This is a genomic window from Nonomuraea sp. NPDC049152, from assembly GCF_040648355.1.
Classification (GTDB): domain Bacteria; phylum Actinomycetota; class Actinomycetes; order Streptosporangiales; family Streptosporangiaceae; genus Nonomuraea.
In genome coordinates, this window is the sequence record NZ_JBEZDO010000002.1 from 282,541 (window position 1) to 297,750 (window position 15,210).

Here is a 15,210-nt window from a genome sequence, read left to right on the forward strand (position 1 = left end):
TCTTGGGTTTTGTACGGCGGCCGCATCGGCGGCGGCCATGCCGTACAAGCTATGGGATCTCGACGACCTGGCCGGCGTAGGTCAGACCGGCGCCGAAGCCGAGAAGGAGGGCCAGCTGGCCCGACTGCACCTCGCCCCGCTCGATCATGCGAGACAGGGCCAGTGGAATGGACGCCGCGGAGGTGTTGCCCGCCAGCACGATGTCGCGCGCGATGACGGCGTTGTCGGCGCCGAGCTTGCGGGCGATGGCCTCGATGATGCGCAGGTTGGCCTGGTGGGGCACGAACGCCGCCAGGTCGGCGGGGTCCACCCCCGCACGCTCGCAGGCCTCCTTGGCCACGGGGTGAAGCGCCGTGGTGGCCCAGCGGAACACGGTCTGACCTTCCTGGTGCAGGAAGGAGTCGCGGTCCTTGATGATGATCGCGTCGTACTTGTCACCCGCGCTGCCCCACACCACGGGGCCGATGCCGGGCGTGTCGGAGGCCGTGACCACGGCCGCGCCCGCGCCGTCGGCGAAGATGACCGCCGTCGCCCTGTCGGTCCAGTCGACCCACTGCGACAGCTTCTCCGTGCCGACGACCAGCACGTTGGTGGCCTGCCCCGACCGTACGGCGGCGCTGGCGGTGCCGAGCGCGTAGCAGAAGCCCGCGCACGCGGCGTTGACGTCGAAGGCGCCGGGGGCCTCGATGCCCAGGCGGTTGGCCACCCGCGCGGCGGCGTTGGGGATCTGCGACTCGAGCGTGCAGGAGGCCACGATCACCAGGTCGATGTCGGAGGCGCCGAGACCGGAGCCCGCCAGGGCCTTGCCGCCCGCCTGGACGGCCATGTCGATCTCGGACTCGCCGGCGGGGGCGACCCTGCGCTCCTTGATGCCGACCCTGGACTGGATCCACTCGTCGTTGGTGTCGATGGTCTTGGCCAGGTCGTCGTTGGTGACGATGTTGGTCGGCTGGTAGTGGCCGAAGGCCAGGATCCTCGCCCCAGGGGCGACGTCGGGAATCCTCATCACTTGATCAGCTCCCTGGCCGCGTCGAGGTCGTCGGGGGTCTTCAGCGCGACGCTCTCCACGCCGCGCAGGGCGCGCTTGGCCAGGCCGGTCAGGGTGCCGCCGGGCAGGAGCTCGACCATCCTGGTGACGCCGAGCGAGGCCATGGTCTCCATGCAGGAGTCCCAGCGGACGGGGTTGCTGACCTGGTCGACCAGTAGGGCGACGAACTCCGCGCCGCTGTCGACGACCTTGCCGTGGGCGTTGGACAGCAGCTTGGTGTGCGGGTCGCCGGGGGTGATGCCGGAGGCCGTCTCGCGGAGATGGTCGACGGCGGGGGCCATGTGGACGGTGTGGAACGCTCCGGCGACCGGCAGCGGGATGAGCCTGGCGCGGGCGGGCGGCTCCTCCTTGAAGGCGGCCAGCTGCTCCAGCGTGCCCGCCGCGACGATCTGTCCCGCGCCGTTGATGTTGGCGGGGGTCAGGCCGTGCTTGTCGATGGCGGCCAGCACGTCGGCCTCGACGCCGCCGAGGACCGCGGTCATGCCGGTCTTGGTGACCGCGGCGGCCTTGGCCATGGCCTGGCCGCGCTCGCGGATCAGCGTCAGTGACTGCTCGGGGGTCAGCACTCCGGCCAGGGCCGCGGCGGCGAACTCGCCGACGCTGTGCCCGGCCAGCAGGTCGGGGGTCGCGCCGAGCGCTTCGGCGGCGGCGAGCGAGGCGGCCACGAGCAGCGGCTGGGCGACGGCGGTGTCCCGGATCTCGTCGGCGTCAGCGGTGGTGCCGTAGGCGATCAGGTCGAGCCCGACGACCTCCGACCATGCCGAAAGCCTGTCCGCGAGGCCTGGTAGCTCTAGCCATGGCGACAGGAAGCCTGGGGTCTGGGCGCCTTGGCCCGGGGCGACGAGTACGAACACGGATTCCACCATGCCCTGTAGAAGTCCGACACGCGGATAGAGATCCGTACGAACTTTGTCCCAGGCATTTTGTAGGAACCCTACAGTGGGGGTTTCGGTGGAGTTACGTTAGTGCGCGCCAGGTTACGGCGCTCTCGGAGAGCCTGCCCAAAATCAGTCCCACCTGTAGGGTGAAGGCCGATCTGCCCTCGGTCGGCTGGTAGCCGGTCAGCTCGGTGATCTTCTTCAGCCGGTACCTGACGGTGTTGGGGTGCACGAACAGCAGCCTGGCCGTCGCCTCGAGCGAGGTGCCCTGCTCCAGGTAGGTGGCCAGAGTGTCGAGCAGCGGGGTGCCCGCCAGCGGCAGGTAGACGTTCTCGACCAGCTGCTCCCTGGCGTCGTCGTCGCCGTCGAGCGCCCGCTCGGCCAGCAGGTCCTCCGCGTGCACGGGCCTGGGCGCGTCGGGCCAGCCGGAGGAGGCCTTGAGCCCGGCGATCGCCGCCCGCGCGGAGCGGGCCGCCGCGTGCAGGTCGGGCACCTCGGGCCCGATGACGATCGGGCCTGGCCCGAAGCGCGGCACGACCTGCCTGGAGGCCTGGTCCACGCTCTGGGCGCCGCCCACGATCACGATCAGCCGATCGGCCTGGACCCCGGCGAGCAGGTCCATGCCGATGCGCCTGCCCTTCTCACGCAGGGAGTCGATGACCGCGCGCGGGTCGTCGTCCGGCGCGTGACCCGCGAGCACCACGACGGGCGAGGAGGTCCAGCCGAGCGCCGCGGCCCACGAGTGCAGGCCGTCGTCGACCTCGCCGCGCACCAGAGCGTCGACGATCAGGGCCTCCAGCCTGGCGTCCCAGGCGCCGCGCGCCTCCGCCTCGCGGGCGTAGACCTGCGCGGCGGCGAAGGCGACGTCGCGGGTGTAGCGGAGCATCGCCTGCTCCAGCTGGTCGCCACCGCCTGGCGCGGCCAGCTCGTCGGTCATCGTCTCGACGACCTCGACGACGATGCGGACGATGTCGACCGTCTGCTGCAGCGAGATGGAGCGCTTCAGCTCGCGCGGCGCGGTGCCGAAGAACTCGATGCTCGGGGTGGGGCGGCCCTCGCCGGCGTGGGCGAACCACTCGACGAAGGCGGCGATGCCGGCCTGCGCGACCAGGCCGACCCATGAGCGGTCCTCGGCCGAAAGGGCGCGGAACCACGGCAACCGCTCGTCCATGCGCGCCATGGCCGCGGTGCCCAGGGTGCCCATGTTGCGCTCGAGACGCCGGGTGGTGTCCTCCCGCGTCCGGTCCTCGTGGTCTGTCACGCCTCTAGAGTGCCAGGTCCGCGAGAGTGCGCCGGTCTCGCCCGAACCGGGCCGCGGACATCCGGTCGGGTACGGCGATGCTGACCGTGTCGGTGATGTCCAGCGGCGTGAGGTCGCCCGAGCCGACGTAGTACCGGACGATCGGGTGCCCCCACGCGTTGCGGGTGGTGACGTCGGTCATCAGGTCCTCGGTGAAGACCGTCTCGGGCCGGCCGTACCCGATGGTGACGCCCTCGGTGAAGTTCACCTCGGAGAAGACGCAGACGGGCAGCTCGAGCGTGGTGCGCAGGAGCTCGGCGATGGTCGCGACGAGGTGCGGATTCTGCTCAGGGTGGGGCGGCGCGTGCTCGAACGCACCGCCGTCGGCGAGGTGGACGTCGCGGCGGTCCTCGGCGAGGTGCTGGCCTCCGCGGCTAGATGACGGCCACGGCGGTGATGAGGCCGATCGCCAGGTGGGTGACGGCCAGCAGGCGGGCGCCGGGCTGCAGGTCGCTCTCCTTGATCAGCTCACGCACCGAGATGCCCGCGACCAGGTCGAAGACCACCATGGCCACCGTCTGTACGGCGATGCCGACCAGGCCGAAGACGGCGGTGGCCAGCAGGCCCTCGTGCAGGGCGCCGCCCGACGACCAGATCGAGGCGGCGACGATGAGGCCGACGGCCGCCAGCCCCGAGGAGGCCAGCAGGGTGGCGTTGGGGTTGCGCTCGTGCTTGATGACGGAGCTGAGCTTGCCGGGCGTGGCCAGGTCGATGACGTAGAAGCCGACGATCAGCAGGATCATGCCGAGGACGGCGTAGGCGGCGATGGCCAGCGCGCCTGAGGCCAGGTGGTCGATGAGGGGCACGGTGACGTCTGCGCCGTTGGTGTTCAAGGTGCCTCTTTCTACGCCGATGGGAGGGACGCAACCCGCCTTCACGTCGGCGAGACCCTCGGCGACGGCGGGTGCGGGGGGTGCGGTCAGCGGATCGGGGGGACAGGGGGAGGGGGTCACTGCTCGATCCTGTGGGGGACGAAGGACGAGGTGTCGTCGGTGATCAGCCCCGCGGTCTCGCGGATGCCGAGCCCCGCGGACTCGTCGGCGACCATCCAGGCGCCGAGCACGGGCCGCTGCCCCTCGAACGAGGGCAGCGCCTCGAAGCCCTGGTGGACGTAGCCCTCCGCGCCGTAGGATCCGGGCGTCTCCGCCACGCCCGAGGGGGTGACGATCCGCATGGAGGCGCCCTCCCTGCCCAGCAGCGGCTTGACGATGTAGGAGGTCAGGTCGCGCGGGCCGTCGAGGTAGGCGGGCAGCAGGTTGGGGTGGCCCGGATACAGCTCCCACAGCACCGCCAGCAGCGCCTTGTTCGACAGCAGCGCCTTCCACAGCGGCTCGATCCAGGTGGTCGAGGCGGCGTGCCGTACGGCGTGCTCGCCGAAGCCGTCGGCCAGCATCCACTCCCACGGGTACAGCTTGAAGGCCGAGCGGATCACCCGGCCATGGGTGTCGACGAAGCGCCTGTTGAGGGGATCCCAGCCGATGTCCTCCATCGCGATGGCGATCGTGCCGAGTCCCGCCTGATCGGCGGTTTCCTGCAGGTAGGCGACGGTCATCGCCTCCTCGCCTGTCTCGTCCATGTTCGTCCAGGCGAAGTGGGTCGGCCCCGTCGGCAGGACCAGCGCGCGCCACCTGTCGATGAGGCGCTCGTGGATGGAGTTCCACTGGTCGTCGCCGGGGAAGCGGTCCTGCAGCCAGTACCACTGCACGACGCTCGACTCCACCAGCGAGGTGGGAGTGTCGGCGTTGTACTCCAGCAGCTTCGGCGGGGAGACGCCGTCGTAGCGCAGGTCGAAACGGCCGTAGACGTGCGGGTCGCGCCGTTCCCACGAGCGGGCGATCTCCTGCCACGTCCACTCGGGCAGCGCGAAGTCGGCGAAGCGCCGTTCGGCGACGACGTGCTCGACCGCGGCCAGGCACATCAGGTGGAGCTCCTCGACCTGCGCTTCGAGGCCGAGCACCTCGTCCATGGTGAAGACGTAGTGGACGGACTCGTCCCAGTAGGGGCGGGGCAGGTGCGCGGCCTGCACGGAGCGGTGGAAGGCCAGGCCGTGACCCTCGACGATCTTCTCCCAGCCGTCGCGGGGAGTGGCGTGCTCGCGTCGCATCAGGATCCCGTCGAGGTGCGGTTGCCGAAGCCGTTCGTGGAGATCTTCCCCGCGCGGGTGATCTCGTCGCCGCTCTTCGTCACGACGAGCGAGTCGCGCGGGCGGGAGGTCGTGCCCTTGGAGACGCGGTTCCTGACCTTGGTACCGCCGTAGTACCAGAGGTAGGCGCCGTGCCTTCCCGCGCTGTCGCAGCGGTCGTCGTCCACGATCACGTAGCGGCCGTCGTCCTCGCTGTCCCGCCTGACGCACCGGGCGACGACCTCGTCCTCGTCCTCTTCTTCCTCGAGGAGGTCCTCGTCGGTGGAGGTGTCCCCCTCCTCGAAGGAGTCCATCACGACCTGCTCGGAGCCCGCGTAGGTGGAGCCGCCCGTGGCGCAGCCCGCCAGGACGACGGACGAGACGGTCACCACGGCGCCGAGCGCCACCGCGCGGGAGGAGAGCCTGCGCGCCATCAGCTGCCGCCTCCACCCCTGCCGCCGAACCCGCCGCGCTGGACGACGTGTCCGCTCCTGCTGCTGATGCGCGCCTCGGCGGGCTTCACGGTGGTGCCCTTCAGCACCCGCATGCCCGTTCTGACGCCGCCGTAGTACCAGCCGTAGGCGTGGTGGGAGGAGTGGTAGCCACTGCCGCCGTCGTCGTCGCAGTAGTCGTCGTCGACGACCTGGTAGGAGCCGTCGGGAAGCTGGGTGTTGAGGTCGACGCAGTCGGCCGCGACCTCTTCGTAGTCGTCCTGCGCCGAGCAGAACCCGACCACCATCAGCGAGATCACACCGAGCGCGGTCAGCGTGATCACCTTGGTCGATTTGCGGGAGCGGGTTTCTGCCATGGGGCTCCAGAGCTTATCGGGGGTTTATACCTCGGACAACGTGGTCGTGCGGAGCCGGGTTCCCTATGGGTAGGTATGTCGGCATGGAGCCGGTCGAGGCACTGCGTGACATCGCGTTCCTTCTGGAGCGCGCGGGCGAGCCGACCTACCGGGTGCGGGCGTTCAGGCGGGCCGCCGCCGCGGTCGAGGAGCTGCCGCGGGAGGAGCTCGTACGGCTGGCGAGGGCCGGCGCTTTGGCCGACCTGCCGGGCATCGGCAAGGTCACCGCGCTGGCCATCACCGAGGCGCTCGACGGGAAGACCCCGACCTACCTGCGCAGGCTCCAGGCCACCGAGGGCGCCGACCTCGACGAGGAGAGCGCCGCGCTGCGGGCCGCGCTCAAGGGCGACCTGCACTGCCACTCCGACTGGTCGGACGGCGGCTCCCCGATCGAGGAGATGGCCGCCTCCGCGAAGGCGCTCGGACACGAGTACTGGGCGCTGACCGACCACTCGCCGCGGCTGACGATCGCCAACGGCCTGTCGGCCTCCCGGCTGCGCAGGCAGCTCGACGTGGTGGCCGAGCTGAACGAGCGGCTCGCGCCGTTCAGGATCCTCACCGGCATCGAGGTGGACATCAACCTCGACGGCACCCTCGACCAGGATCCCGACCTGCTGGCCCGCCTGGACGTGGTGGTGGCGAGCGTCCACTCCCAGCTGCGCATGAACACCCACGAGATGACCCGCAGGATGGTGACCGCCATCGCGAACCCGGACGTCGACGTGCTGGGTCACTGCACGGGAAGGATCGTGAAGGGCGGCACCAGGCGGGGCGGCCTGCGGCCCGAGTCCGACTTCGACGCCGAGCTGGTGTTCGAGGCGTGCCGCAGGTTCGGGGTCGCCGTGGAGATCAACTCCAGGCCCGACAGGCTCGACCCGCCGAAACGGCTGCTGCGGCTGGCCTACGAGACGGGCTGCGTGTTCTCCATCGACTCCGACGCCCACGCGCCCGGACAGCTGGACTGGCAGCGGTTCGGCTGCGAACGGGCCGCGCTGTGCGGGGTGGAGGCCGAGCGGATCGTCAACACCTGGCCGCTGGAGCGGCTGCTGGACTGGACGGCCGCCTAGCGAAGGCGAGCGAAGGGTCCTGGTTTCGGCATGCCCTGCCGTCCTGCCCGATTTTTTGAAAGTTTTCGCGGCAGTATTGCAAGTCCGGGAAACACGGAGGTAACGTCTGGCCGCGTCAGGCCACGCTCTGCACCCCCTGGAGACCCCCATGGCCCACCTCGACCGTCGCCGTTTCCTTCAGCTCAGCGCGCTGGCCGCCGCGGGAGGCGCGCTGAGCGCCTGCGGCGGCGGCACGTCAGGGACCTCCGCCGGAGGGTCGGGGAAGATCACGGTGTGGAGCTGGCAGGGTCCGGCCGCGATGATGAAGCAGCTGGTCCCCGCCTTCGAGAAGCAGTTCCCCGCGATCAAGGTCGATGTCCAGGACATCGGCAACCCCGCCATCTGGGACAAGATCACCGCGGGGCTCGCCGCGGGCGGACAGGGGCTCGGCGACGTGCTCCACATCGGCGTGGACTACCTGCCCGCCTACGTCGAGAAGTTCCCCGACGGGCTGGCCGACCTGTCGCCGCTCGGCGCCGGCAAGCACAAGACGGCCTTCGCCCAGGGCATGTGGGAGACCGTCAGCCGCGACGGCAAGGTCTACGCGCTGCCGTGGGAGGCCAACTCCGCGGGCTTCTACTACCGGGCCGACCTGTTCGAGAAGGCGGGCGTCGACGTCGAGGCGCTGCAGACCTGGGACGAGGTCATCGAGGCCGGAGTCAAGCTCAAAGAGAAGACCGGCGTCCAGCTCCTCGGCATCGACAAGCCCGCGACCCAGGCCGACTCGGCCAACCTCTTCCAGATGCTGCTGCAGCTGCAGGACAGCTTCTACTTCGACATGCAGGGCAACATCACGATCGACACCCCGCAGGCCGTCACCGCGCTCACCGTCATCAAGAAGCTCAACGACGCGGGCCTGGTCGCCGACATGGCGGGCGGCTGGAACACGATGATCAGCTCGATCAAGAAGGGCTCGGTCGCGGTCCAGGCCATGCCGACCTGGTTTGGCGGCATCATCGAGGAGACCGTGCCCGCCGAGAAGGGCAAGTGGAAGGTACGGCTGCCGCCCGCCGTCGCCGCGGGCGGCAAGGTCTCCGCCACCGTCAACTCCACCCACCTGGCCGTCGCCAACACCAGCCAGGACAAGGCCGCCGCCTACGCCTTCGCCGAGTTCGTGCTGACCAGGCCCGAGAACCAGGTCGCGATCTACAAGGGCAAGGGCATCGCGCCCGCCCTCATGAAGGCCTACGACGACCCCGTCTTCCACGAGCCATCGGAGTTCTTCAGCGGGCAGAAGAAGGGCGAGATCTTCCTCGACGCGCTCAAGCAGCCCTCCTACGTCACCAACTACTCGGCCGACTACCCCCGGGCGCTCAAGGCGGTGACGGACGCGCAGGGCAAGGTCCTGCTCAAGGGCGCCGACCCCGCCACGGTGCTCAAGGAGGCGGCCGACCTCGTAGCCCAGCAGACCGGCAGGAAGGTGCTGCGGTGACGGCGCTGGCATCGCGCGCCACCGCCGCGAAGGCGACACGAGCGCGGCGGCTGCCCGCGATGAAGGCCGCCCCCTACCTGTGGGTGCTCCCCGCCGTCGCGCTGTTCGCGATCTTCAAGCTGTATCCGATCGCCTGGTCGTTCTGGCTCAGCCTGTTCAAGACCGACGGCGCGCTGCAGACCTTCGCGGGCGCCGCCAACTACCGGCGCCTGGCGGGCGACCCGCTGTTCTGGACGGCGCTGCGCAACACCGTGGTGATCCTCGTCGTCCAGGTGCCGCTGATGCTGGCCATCGCGGTCGCGCTCGCGGTGGCGTTCAACTCGCCGCTGCTGCGGTTCAAGGGCCTCATCAGGCTCGGGTTCTTCCTGCCGATGATCACCGGTCTGGTGGCGTACGGCCTGCTGTTCGCCGTCCTGCTCAACCCGCAGTCCGGGCTGGTCAACTGGGTGCTCGGCCTCGTCGGCGTCCCGCCGGTGCCCTGGCTGACCGACACGCTGTGGGCCCGCATCGCCCTCGGTCTGGCGTTGACCTGGCACTACACGGGCTACAACGCGGTGATCTTCCTGTCCAGGCTGCAGTCGCTGCCCAAGGACCTCTACGACGCGGCGTCCGTGGACGGCGCGGGCGCCTGGCACCGCTTCGCGCATGTGACGCTGCCGGGACTGCGGCCGGTCATCCTGCTGACGCTGGTGATGTCCACGATCGGCACGCTCCAGCTGTTCGACGAGCCTTACGTGCTGACGAACGGCGGCCCCGACAACAGCACGCTCACCGTCGGCCTGTACCTGTACAACAACGGCTTCAAGTACCTCGACTTCGGCTACGCCTCGGCCATCGCCTACGCGCTCGCCGTCATCATCGGGATCCTCGGAATCGTGCAGTTCCGCGTGCTGGGGGACAAACCGTGAGCCGCCGGATCATGCTGACCTCCACGCTGCTGATCGCGGTCGCCGTGGTGCTGGTGCCGTTCTACTGGCTGGTCGTGGCCGCCACCCACAGCAACACCGAGGTCTTCGGCAGCCCGCCGCCGCTGCTGCCCGGCGGCCACCTGCTGGACAACCTGGCGAGCCTCGAGGCCGGCATCGGCTTCAGCCGCGTCGTCGGCAACTCGCTGCTCATCGCCACCGTCTACACGCTGCTGGCCGGCCTGGTCTGCACGATGGCGGGCTACGGCTTCGCCAAGTACGACTTCCGCGGCAAGGAGTTCCTGTTCGGGCTGCTCATGCTGGGCCTGGTCATCCCCAGCCAGGTCACGCTCGTGCCGCTGTTCAAGATGATGCTGGCGCTCGAGTGGCTCAACACCTACCAGGCGATCATCCTGCCCAACCTGGCGCTGCCGTTCGGCGTCTTCCTCATGCGGCAGTCGATGTCGGCGCTGCCGTCCGAACTGCTGTCGGCGGGCAGGGTGGACGGCTGCGGCGAGCTGCGGCTGTTCGTGCGGGTGGTGCTGCCGCCGATCAGGCCCGCGCTGGCCGCCCTCGGCATCTACCTGTTCCTCTACCAGTGGAACGACTTCGTGTGGCCGTTGATCGCGCTCCGCACCAGGGACGCCTACACGATCCCGCTCGCGATCGCCGCACTCCAGGGCGCCACCGAGACCGACTACGGCCAGATCCTCGCGGGCACGGCCGTCGCCGCGCTCCCGATGGCGGTCCTGTTCCTTCTCCTTCAACGACACTTCGTGTCCGGACTTCTCGCTGGAGCGGTGAAAGAGTGAGCGTCACGACCGCGGGCCTCGCGCCCGCGCCGACCGAGCACCTGCTCGACGACGTACGGCTGGCCGTGCTGACGCGCGGAGGCACGGCCGACTGGCGGCTGCACGGCGACGTGCTGGAGATCGGTGCCCACGAGGAGCTGGAGATCCGGCTGTCGGTGCCGCTCGGCGACGCCGTCGGCTTCTGGCACCCGGCCTGCGACTGGCAGCGCACGCTCGTCGCCGACTGGGCCGGGTACCAGCGGATCTCGCTGGTCCACGGCGCGGCCGCCGGATGCCTGTACGACAGCCGGGGCCGCACGCTGCTCGCCTTCGCGGCCGAGGACGCGGTGCCCGAGGTGTCGATGCGGTTCGGGGTGTCGGAGGAGTCCAAGACCTTCGTCGTGCACCTGTCCGTGCCCGCGGGGCCGTACCGGATCCACTTCGCCAGGAGCGCGCCCACGGTGGCGACGGCGATGCGCGCGCTGCGGCGCGCGCTGGGGGAGGGCGCGACCGAGCCCGCGGAGGGAGCTCGGGAGCCGGTCTACTCCACCTGGTACGGCTTCACGCAGGACGTCTCGGCGGAGGGCGTCGAGGAGGAGGCGGCGCTGGCGGCGGCGGCCGGGTGCGGCGTGCTCATCCTCGACGACGGGTGGCAGGAGTTCGGGAACGGGCGTGGATACGGGGGCGTCGGCGACTGGGTGCCCGACAGCCAGAAGTTTCCCGACTTCGCGGAGCATGTGGCGCGGGTGCGGGCGCTCGGACTGCGCTACCTCGTGTGGGTGGCGCCGCTCCTGCTCGGGCCGGGCGCCGCCTGCTTCGACGAACTGGAGCCCCACGCGCCCGCCTCGGCGGGAGTGCCGGGAGCCAGGGTGCTCGACCCGCGAAGGCCCGAGGTCAGACGGCACGTCGTCGCATTGTGCGCCAGGCTGATGGAGCTCGGGATCGACGGCCTCAAGATCGACTTCCTCGACCAGGCGATGGTCTACGCGGGCAGGCCCGCGCACGGCGCCGACATCCACGACCTCGGCACGGCCATGCGGGTGCTGCTCGCCGAGGTGCGGCAGGCGGTGGGGGAGCGGGCGCTGCTGGAGTTCCGCCAGCCGTACGTCGGGCCGGGGATGGCGGGGCTCGCCGACCTGCTGCGGGCCGACGACTGCCCTGCCGACGCGACCGCGAACAGGGTCAGGACCATCGACATCGCCCTGCTCGCCGTCGCGGGCACCGTGCACGGCGACATGCTGATGTGGGACCCGCGGGCGGGCGCCCACAGCGCGGCCAGGCAGCTCATCGGGTCGCTGCACGCCGTGCCGCAGATCTCGGCGCGCCTCGCGGGGCTGCCGGAGGAGCAGCGGCGGATGGTGGCGTTCTGGCTGGGGGAATGGCGGCGGCTGCGGCACGTCCTGCTCGACGGCGAGGTCGAGCCGGGCAGGCCGGACGAGCTGTACCCGGTGGTGAAGGCAGCCCGCGGCGACGAGTGCGTGATCACGGTGAGCGCGGAGCGGGTGGTGCCTGTCGACAGCGCGGCCTACCGGTCCATCACGCTGGTCAACGGGACGGGCGCGGGGCGGCTCGTGCTGGAGGTGTCGGGGCCCGGCGCCGACGTGGCACGCCTGCACGGGGCTGACGGCTCTAGGATCGAGCCGGTGGTACGGCGGCTGGAGGCAGGGCTGGTCTCGCTGGCCGTACCCGCCTCGGGTCTGGTGGTCCTGGACGCCCCTGGTCCGCCGGTCTCGTCGGTCTCGGGTGTGGCGGGCTTGGAGGAGGAACGGTGAAGATCGGCATCACCGAGGTCGCCGCGCGGGCGGAGGTCAGCGAGGCCACGGTCAGCAGGGTGATCAACCGGCGGGCAGGTGTGTCGGCCAAGACCCGCGAGGCGGTCGAGCGGGCCATGACCGAGCTCGGCTACGAGCGATCCACCCGCGGCCAGATCGTCGCGGTGATAACGCCGTGGCTGTCCAACCCGTGGTTCGCCGACGTCGCCGAGCTGATCGAGGCCGCGCTCGCGCCGCACGGACTGAAGGGCGTGCTGTGTCCCGCGCTGCCCGGCGGCATACAGGAGCGCGAGTTCGTCTCCGCGCTGGCCGAGCACGGCGTGGCCGCGGTGGTGTTCCTGTCGGCCAGCAACACCCTCGACGACCCCGACCCCGAGACGTGCAACATCCTGGCGGCGCGGCGGATCCCGTTCGTCGGCGTCAACGGCGGGTTCGAGGGGCACTCGATGCCCGTGCTGTCCACCGACGACGTCATGGCGGCCGAGCTGGCCGTCGACCACCTGTGGCGGCTCGGCCACCGCCGGATCGGCATCGCCTCGGGGCCCGTCGGCAACAGGCCGGCCGACAGGAGGGTGGAGGGGTTCCTCGCCGCCATGGCACGGCGCGGGGTGGGGGAGCCCGAGTCCCTGGTGATGCGGCAGTACTACACGATCGAGGGCGGGCAGTCGGCGACGACCGTGCTGCTCGGACGGGGGGTCACGGCCGTCGTGGCGGCCAGCGACTTCATGGCGCTGGGAGCGATCAGGGCGATCAGGCGTGAAGGCCTGACGGTGCCCGGCGATGTCTCCGTGGTCGGCTACGACGGATCGATGATCATGGAGTTCGTCGACCCGCCGCTGACGACCGTCAGGCAGCCGATCGACCGGCTGGCCAAGGAGGTGGCGCGCAGCGTCATCTCGCTGGTCAGCGGACGCGGCGTGCCGGCGGGCGAGCTCATGTTCGGTCCCGAGCTGGTCGTGCGCTCGTCCACGGCGGCGCCGCGCTGAGGCACACCCATCGTCCTGCTATCCGGATTTGTGCCCATTAGATTCATCCGATGATCGGGAGTATCCATGAGGATGTTACCTGTCCTGCTCAGCTCCGTCCTGGCCGCCGGGCCCGTCGTCGTCAACCCCGGCTTCGAGAAGGGCGCCGAGGGGTGGACCTTCACCGCCGGCACCGGCGTGGCCACCAACATGCCCCACGGCGGGGCCAAGCTCATCTACCTCGACGCGGGGCCCGGCAAGAGCGTCAGCCAGACGATCACCGTGCCCGCCGCCGGCACCTACTCGGTGTCGGCGTGGATCGCGACGGGCGGCGCGGGCGGCACGTTCACCGTCCTGCGCGGCGGCACGCCCGTCCAGACGCTCACGCTGCCCGCGCGCTCCACCTACTCCCGCTACACGATCTCCGACGTCGCGGTGGCCGAGGGCGACCAGCTCGGCATCGCCTTCGGATCCGGTTCCGGCTGGGTGAACGTCGACGACGTCATGATCTCCCCCGGCGCCAAGGCCTCTCCCACGGTCAGCTCGTCCAACCCGAAGATCGTCGAGATGTTCGGCTGGGCGAAGGCCAAGGCGGGATCATGGGTGCACCAGGACGGCGTCCCCGGGCTGCTCAACGTGGACGAGCGCCAGCCGGGCGGCACCGGCGAGGGCGTCTACACGCCCTCCTACTGGGCCGGGTACGCCAACCGCAGCGGCTACTACTCACGCGACTTCGCCCACCAGCTCGCCGGAGCCCACATCCTCGGGCTCGCCGCCGAGAACAAGAACATGCTGCGCTCCTTCGCCCAGTCGGCGACCGAGGAGCACAAGTTCTACCCGGTGTGGGCGCTGAACTTCGACGCCACCACCTACCTGTCCATCGACTACCGCTCGCCCACGAACTTCGTCCGCGAGGTCCCCGCCACCTTCGAACTCGTCGAGAAGGCCAACCAGGCCTTCCGGTGGTCGGGAGACCGCGCCTACGTCGACGACCCCGTCTTCTGGGACTACTACAGGCACGCGACCAAGGAGTTCGTCGCCCTGCACGACGGCCAACTGCCCAACGGCGTCGCCGAGGGCACCGGCAGGGGCATCTTCCAGGGCGCCGCCAGCTACAACGAGGTCAGCGGCGAGCCGCTGGCCGAGGCCGGAGACGCGATCGGGTCGCAGTACCAGGCCCACAGCGCCCTGGCCGCGCTCGCCCTCGACAAGGGCGACCACGCGCTGGCCCGCACCCAGGCGAAGCAGGCGCGCACCGTCAAGGACTACTTCAACAAGACGTGGAGCGTGAAGCAGGGCACCGGGGAGTTCGTCAGGGCGTACACCGTGGACGGGACCCCGCTGACCGGATTCGGCAAGGAGAACAGCTGGTTCATGCCGATGAAGGGCATCATCGACGCAGGGCCGCGCAACGACGCCTACCTCGACTTCGTCGACGCCGAGGCCTCAGGGGCGGGGCGGCCGCGCAACATCGAGGCGATCACCTACCTGCCTGACACGTTCTTCAGGCACAACCGCGCCGACACGGCGTGGAAGTGGATGCAGGACGTGTACGACAAGCGTGAGGCCAAGCACGTCAACTCCCGCCAGGGGTTGAACGGCGACTACCCGGAGGTGCCGTTCACGCTGGTCAGCCAGACGGTGGAAGGCCTCATGGGCATCCAGCCCGACGCGCCCCGCAGGACCGTGGCCACACAGTCGCGGCTGCCCGAGGACATCGGCTGGCTGGAGGTGGCCGACGTGCCGGTCGGCTCGGGCAAGGTCACCGTACGGCATGACGGAGCGGTTTCCAGCACGTTCACCAACAAGGGGTCGTCGCCGGTGTCCTGGGAGGCGCGGTTCGCCGGGCAGCACCGGTGGCTGGAGGTCAACGGACACCGGTTCCCCGGGCTCCCGCGGGTGATCGACGGGGTGACGTACACGGTGGCCAAGGTCCCCGTACGCGCGGGCACGACGGCGACCGTCAAGATCGCCGCGTAGCCACCCGGCCCGCCGTACCCCACCCCTTCCCCGGGCGTACGGCGGGCCCCACCGCTCCCAACCC

The 15,210-nt window shown here is 70.4% G+C and carries 15 protein-coding genes; 7 read left to right on the forward strand and 8 right to left on the reverse strand.

The features are described from left to right. Positions 1–49 precede the first annotated feature (49 nt). From AB0B45_RS05040 to AB0B45_RS05075, 8 genes are all read right to left on the reverse strand, one after another. A complete protein-coding gene (locus AB0B45_RS05040) occupies positions 50–1,006 on the reverse strand; it encodes a beta-ketoacyl-ACP synthase III (protein WP_358125458.1) in 957 nt (318 codons plus the stop codon). Next, positions 1,006–1,902 carry an ACP S-malonyltransferase gene (locus AB0B45_RS05045; protein WP_358125461.1) on the reverse strand — a complete coding sequence of 299 codons (897 nt, stop codon included), beginning with the start codon at positions 1,900–1,902 and terminating at the stop codon, positions 1,006–1,008. The genes AB0B45_RS05040 and AB0B45_RS05045 overlap by 1 nt, the downstream gene beginning before the upstream one ends. 103 nt (positions 1,903–2,005) lie before the next feature. After that, complete coding sequence (locus tag AB0B45_RS05050; protein ID WP_358126260.1) at positions 2,006–3,130, reverse strand: helix-turn-helix domain-containing protein; 1,125 nt, start codon at positions 3,128–3,130, stop codon at positions 2,006–2,008. A gap of 61 nt (positions 3,131–3,191) precedes the next feature. Continuing rightward, positions 3,192–3,434: a hypothetical protein gene (locus tag AB0B45_RS05055; RefSeq protein WP_358125464.1), complete on the reverse strand. Its 243-nt coding sequence runs from the start codon at positions 3,432–3,434 to the stop codon at positions 3,192–3,194. Positions 3,435–3,600: 166 nt separating this feature from the next. Beyond that, the gene (locus AB0B45_RS05060) at positions 3,601–4,059 is read right to left on the reverse strand and encodes a DUF350 domain-containing protein (protein ID WP_358125467.1); all 459 of its coding nucleotides are present in this window, start codon (positions 4,057–4,059) and stop codon (positions 3,601–3,603) included. A 116-nt stretch (positions 4,060–4,175) separates the two neighbouring features. Then, a complete protein-coding gene (locus AB0B45_RS05065; protein ID WP_358125470.1) occupies positions 4,176–5,330 on the reverse strand; it encodes a glutathionylspermidine synthase family protein in 1,155 nt (384 codons plus the stop codon). Beyond that, on the reverse strand, positions 5,330–5,782 hold the full coding sequence (locus AB0B45_RS05070) for a hypothetical protein (protein WP_358125472.1): 453 nt from the start codon (positions 5,780–5,782) through the stop codon (positions 5,330–5,332). The genes AB0B45_RS05065 and AB0B45_RS05070 overlap by 1 nt, the downstream gene beginning before the upstream one ends. Next, positions 5,782–6,156 carry a hypothetical protein gene (locus AB0B45_RS05075; protein ID WP_358125475.1) on the reverse strand — a complete coding sequence of 125 codons (375 nt, stop codon included), beginning with the start codon at positions 6,154–6,156 and terminating at the stop codon, positions 5,782–5,784. Before AB0B45_RS05075 ends, AB0B45_RS05070 begins: the two co-directional genes overlap by 1 nt. Positions 6,157–6,221: 65 nt before the next feature. Here AB0B45_RS05075 and AB0B45_RS05080 point away from each other — a divergent pair, with 65 nt between their 5' ends. The 7 genes from AB0B45_RS05080 to AB0B45_RS05110 all read left to right on the forward strand — a co-directional run bounded on the left by AB0B45_RS05080 (position 6,222) and on the right by AB0B45_RS05110 (position 15,146). Next, positions 6,222–7,262 (forward strand): PHP domain-containing protein, encoded by a 1,041-nt coding sequence (locus tag AB0B45_RS05080; protein WP_358125478.1) that lies wholly within the window; start codon positions 6,222–6,224, stop codon positions 7,260–7,262. Between the two features lie 148 nt (positions 7,263–7,410). Then, entirely contained in the window at positions 7,411–8,733 is a 1,323-nt protein-coding gene (locus AB0B45_RS05085; protein WP_358125480.1) for a sugar ABC transporter substrate-binding protein, read from the forward strand. After that, on the forward strand, positions 8,730–9,641 hold the full coding sequence (locus AB0B45_RS05090; protein WP_358125483.1) for a sugar ABC transporter permease: 912 nt from the start codon (positions 8,730–8,732) through the stop codon (positions 9,639–9,641). The genes AB0B45_RS05085 and AB0B45_RS05090 overlap by 4 nt, the downstream gene beginning before the upstream one ends. Next, positions 9,638–10,450, forward strand: a complete 813-nt coding sequence (locus AB0B45_RS05095) for a carbohydrate ABC transporter permease (RefSeq protein ID WP_358125486.1) — start codon at positions 9,638–9,640, stop codon at positions 10,448–10,450. The genes AB0B45_RS05090 and AB0B45_RS05095 overlap by 4 nt, the downstream gene beginning before the upstream one ends. Next, positions 10,447–12,201, forward strand: coding sequence for a glycoside hydrolase family 36 protein (locus tag AB0B45_RS05100; protein ID WP_358125489.1), 1,755 nt, complete (start codon positions 10,447–10,449; stop codon positions 12,199–12,201). Before AB0B45_RS05095 ends, AB0B45_RS05100 begins: the two co-directional genes overlap by 4 nt. After that, on the forward strand, positions 12,198–13,187 hold the full coding sequence (locus tag AB0B45_RS05105; protein WP_358125492.1) for a LacI family DNA-binding transcriptional regulator: 990 nt from the start codon (positions 12,198–12,200) through the stop codon (positions 13,185–13,187). The genes AB0B45_RS05100 and AB0B45_RS05105 overlap by 4 nt, the downstream gene beginning before the upstream one ends. A gap of 66 nt (positions 13,188–13,253) precedes the next feature. Then, on the forward strand, positions 13,254–15,146 hold the full coding sequence (locus AB0B45_RS05110; RefSeq protein WP_358125495.1) for a hypothetical protein: 1,893 nt from the start codon (positions 13,254–13,256) through the stop codon (positions 15,144–15,146). The last annotated feature ends 64 nt before the right edge of the window (positions 15,147–15,210 follow it).